Source organism: Algoriphagus sp. PAP.12, assembly GCF_026652115.1.
Classification (GTDB): Bacteria; Bacteroidota; Bacteroidia; order Cytophagales; family Cyclobacteriaceae; genus Algoriphagus.
This window is the reverse complement of record NZ_JAPPSQ010000047.1, coordinates 1-4,085: the sequence shown is the minus strand read 5'-3', so window position 1 is coordinate 4,085 and position 4,085 is coordinate 1. Positions and strand designations below refer to the sequence as shown.

General features: G+C 44.3%; 4 protein-coding genes. 1 reads left to right on the top strand and 3 read right to left on the bottom strand.

Annotation, left to right across the window (positions count from 1 at the left end; genetic code table 11):
• Positions 1 to 107: 107 nt before the first annotated feature.
• Entirely contained in the window at positions 108 to 1,082 is a 975-nt protein-coding gene (locus O0V13_RS21285; protein WP_268037035.1) for a GlxA family transcriptional regulator, read from the bottom strand.
• A 114-nt stretch (positions 1,083 to 1,196) separates the two neighbouring features.
• Here O0V13_RS21285 and O0V13_RS21690 point away from each other — a divergent pair, with 114 nt between their 5' ends.
• Positions 1,197 to 2,066: an SRPBCC domain-containing protein gene (locus O0V13_RS21690; RefSeq protein WP_326492758.1), complete on the top strand. Its 870-nt coding sequence runs from the start codon at positions 1,197 to 1,199 to the stop codon at positions 2,064 to 2,066.
• Between the two features lie 40 nt (positions 2,067 to 2,106).
• Here the strand turns inward: O0V13_RS21690 and O0V13_RS21270 are convergent, their stop codons facing one another.
• On the bottom strand, positions 2,107 to 3,072 hold the full coding sequence (locus tag O0V13_RS21270) for a PorP/SprF family type IX secretion system membrane protein (RefSeq protein ID WP_268037034.1): 966 nt from the start codon (positions 3,070 to 3,072) through the stop codon (positions 2,107 to 2,109).
• 94 nt (positions 3,073 to 3,166) lie between these two features.
• Positions 3,167 to 4,085: T9SS type B sorting domain-containing protein (locus O0V13_RS21265; protein WP_268037033.1), on the bottom strand; the 919-nt coding region annotated here is incomplete at its 5' end.

Here is a 4,085-nt window from a genome sequence, read left to right as displayed (position 1 = left end):
AACTAACCGGGCCTTCTTCCCAAAATCAAACAAGCTCAATAGATAATTCTACAACGCGAATTTGAACTCGTTATTGGAGTTTAGACGAAAAGAATTACATGTCATTCTTAGGCTCGAGCTTTATTATATTTTTCCTTGTAGGATTTCGGAGAGGTCCCAGTTACTTTTTTGAAAGCAACTCGGAAAGCTTTGGGATCAGTATACCCTATCTCCCACATCACTTCATTGATGTTTTTTCCGCTGCTTTCAAATTTCTTTTTAGCAGCTTCGATTTTCACTCGATGAATATATTCAAGCACCGTATTGTTAGTCGCTTTTTTAAACCTCCTTTCAAAGCTCCTCCTACCCAAAGAAACTTCTTGAGCCAATTCCTCAACAGTTAATTTCTCAGGGTATCTTTTTTCAATGATCAACTGGGCTTTTCTTATCTCTTCATCTGGGTGTTCTATTTGCCCATTAAAAATGGTAAAAGCAGATTGATCATTTCTCCCTATATCAATCGCAAAATATTTTGAAAGCAAAATAGCAGTTTCTCGGTCCACATATTTTTCGACAATATGAAGCAATAGATTCCAATAGGAATTAGCACCTCCACTGGAATAAATCCCCGCTTCCTCTGTGATAATTGCCCCATCCTGGATCAACACCTCCGGATACCTATTTTTAAAGTCCTGAATAAATCCCCAATGGGTCGAACACTTCTTCCCATCTACCAAGCCAGTCTCAGCCAATAGAAATGCTCCCAAACAAAGTGAAGCGATTTCAGCCCCTTTTTGCTGCTGATCCAGAATCCAAGGGATGAAAGCCTGATTGGTTTGAATAGAATAGTCAAGGTCCCCAAATAAAGGAGGAATTATCACCAAATCAGCTAATTCAGAGTTTTCAATTAATAAATCCGGCTGAATAGAAAACCCGGGACTCCCAGGGTCAACTTTGGTTTTGGCACCAACAAGTTGAATTTCGAATAGGGGATTTGCTCCTTTTTGAGTCAAAAACATGTTTACAGTTTGAAAACAATACTGAGAACCTGCTATAGCCTGAACAACAGCCTGTTCCAAAGCCAAAATATAAACCTTCTTCATTTTTTGAATGTAAGAAATTTGTCGTAAATCACCCACAAGTTGTCATATAGAGACAAAACACACATTTCATATTCACCTAAATTTGAATATTGAAAAATCAAAATTTTTAAAACCATGGACTCAAGACCTCAAATCACCATTTCCGCTTCAATCAAAGCACCTATCAATCAAGTTTGGGCTATATACAATGACCCGTACCATGTTACTCAATGGAATTTTGCCTCTCCAGATTGGTGTTGTCCTTCCTCCGAAATTGATCTAAGACCTGGTGGAAAATTCAGCAGCAGAATGGAGGCCAAAGATGGATCTATGGGATTTGATTTTTGGGGAGTTTATTCTGACATCAAAGTCAATGAATCCTTAGCTTATGAAATGGGAGATGGAAGAAAAGCTTCTTTGAAATTTGAGGACAAAGGAAATGAAACCCTTGTCACCACAGTTTTCGAAGCGGAAGAAACAAACCCAATAGATATGCAGCAAATGGGCTGGCAGGCCATTTTAAACAATTTCAAATCCCATGTAGAGTCTCTCCAATCTGAAATCTTACATTTTGAAATCTTAATCAAGGCAAAACCCAGGCAAGTATTCAAAACCATGCTGGACCTAGAATCTTATAAAGAATGGGCTTATGTTTTTTATCCCGGGTCTTATTTCGACGGTAGTTGGGAAAAAGGCTCCAAAATAAAGTTCATTGCAAAATCGGAAGACGGAACCCTAGGTGGAATGTTGGGAACTATAGCAGACCGAGTAAAGGACTACCATATTGCTATTAAATATATTGGACTAATCAATGACAGCAAGGAAATTACATCAGGAGATGATGTAGATAAAATGAGAGGGGCATTTGAAAACTATACGTTTGAAAATAAAGATGGGAACACACTCTTAATCGTCGATATGGGACCCGTTGGAGAATACAAATCTTACTTTGAAGAGACTTGGCCAAAAGCGCTCGAAAAATTGAAGGAAATTTGTGAACGCTAGTTATTTAAAACTCCTTTTCATTAAGGATTTTTTTAAACGCCTACCACATAATCACCGGTCTACTATCATCCGGTTCATTGTCTCTGAACAGGCTGAAGACTGCCGTGAACTCATGGATCTGGCCCGGTAGGTTGTAGGAATAGCCTCCCATCGGGAATTCATACACATAGCCGATCCTCACCCGCTTGGTCACCACACCCAACTGCATATTCGTAGCAAAGTCCAGCCTGTGGCCTCCTCCCACCCAGATCTTGTTCATCAACAAGACCTTCAGATTGAACTCTGTCAGATCAGGTAAGCCCTTCTGGCTTCTGTAGAAGGCATTCGTGATCACTGCCAAGTTCGGACTGATCGCCTCTCTAAAGCCTGCCTGGATCATCTTCGCTGCCGGATAGCCGTCCATAAACTCATCCCCAGAGGTGATCTTACCTCCGTTCACCCGATGCATTCCGTAGCTGACATAATATTTCGCATGGGTCAACGCAATCCCCAGATTGAAGTCCACCACGTTCATGTTTGAGAACTGACCGATGTACTGGCCCAAGGTCTGGTCATTCTGCTCCTCTGTTGTCAGGGAGTTACCATCCAGTCGGATACTCTGATAGCTCACCCCAGCTCCCAATCGCAAGTTATGCTTCTCGGTCAAGCGGATTCTAGAGGCGTAGTTCAACATCAGCTCGGTTTCCCGAAACGCTCCATAGGTATCATGAAGCAGGTTCAGGGATACCGCATTCTTGCCCGTCAGCTCTGGGTCTCTTTCCCCCGAAAGCTCCCCAAAGTCCAGCTCTGTGCTGAAAAAATAGGTCTTTGGGGCTCCCTCAAAGCCTGACCACTGATTTCTCACAAAGCCTCTCACAGTACTCCCCTCATAGCCTGTCAATCCCGGATTGAAGTAACTCTGGAAGTGACTGAAGTTGGATATGTATTTGGTCGACTGGGAATAGCCTATCTGGGAGGTTATTAAACCTATCAATATGATCAGTCCTGTAAAATATAATCGTCTCATGTCCGTCTTTTGAAAAATTTAATCTTGCTCTGATTTCTGATTCTGGAATATGGGGATGGGACTTGTGTCCCACCCCACTTTGCTTCTTTTTACTTTATTGCCTCAACAGGTTCAGTACACCTCTTCTTACCTCTCCGGTCTCTTCTACCTCGATCACCCAGTAGTAGGCTCCCACTCCCATCTCTTCTCCTTCAAAAGTGCCATCCCACTTCACATCCGGATCCTCGGTGTAGAACAGACGTCTGCCTCCTCGGTCGAAGATCTGGATTCTCGAGCCACTGTAGTAACGCAAGGCCGGTACTCCCCAGGTGTCGTTCACCCCATCAGCGTTCGGTGTGAAGGTGTTCACCACTTCCAAGTCACTCAGCGGAGTTCTCTCTCTGGTGATCAGGAAGGTTTTCTGGATCACATTGCCTCCTCGGTCTTCTACCTGAAGGACCACCTCAAACTGGGTCTCTCCTGCCCGCTGTTCCTGTGAACTCCAGAACAGGATGCCGTCGATCACCTCAAAGAGCTCATTGTCTCCCATGCCTTCCGGCAGGCTCAGCGTATGCTGATCATCCGTCGGGTCAACTACCGTGAAGTAGCCGATCTCCTGGAAGTACTCATCCGGTATACCGATGAAGCTGTTTTCGCTCAAGGTCACATCTGTCGGTGCCGGTTTGGCCAGTACCTCGATGCTCAACTCGGCCATCAGATCACCTGTATTGAAGATGCCCGGAATGGTGCTGATTGTTCCTGAATAGGCTGTCGTTCCGCTCATCAGTGGATCATAGCCTGTCAGATCCCAGGTCACCCCTACATTCACCATTTCTCCCAAGCCGGTGATCGCCAAGACTTCGGTTGGTAGGTTCAGGCTTGCCTCAGGAGTATTCCAGGCCACCTGGATGGATTGAGCTACCAATTCACTGATCGATCTCTCCTGGATATAGTCCGGTACGCCGTCCTCATCTGTATCCTTGGCATCATCCGGATCACTTGGATCGGTTCCCTGCTGCACTTCCACATAATCC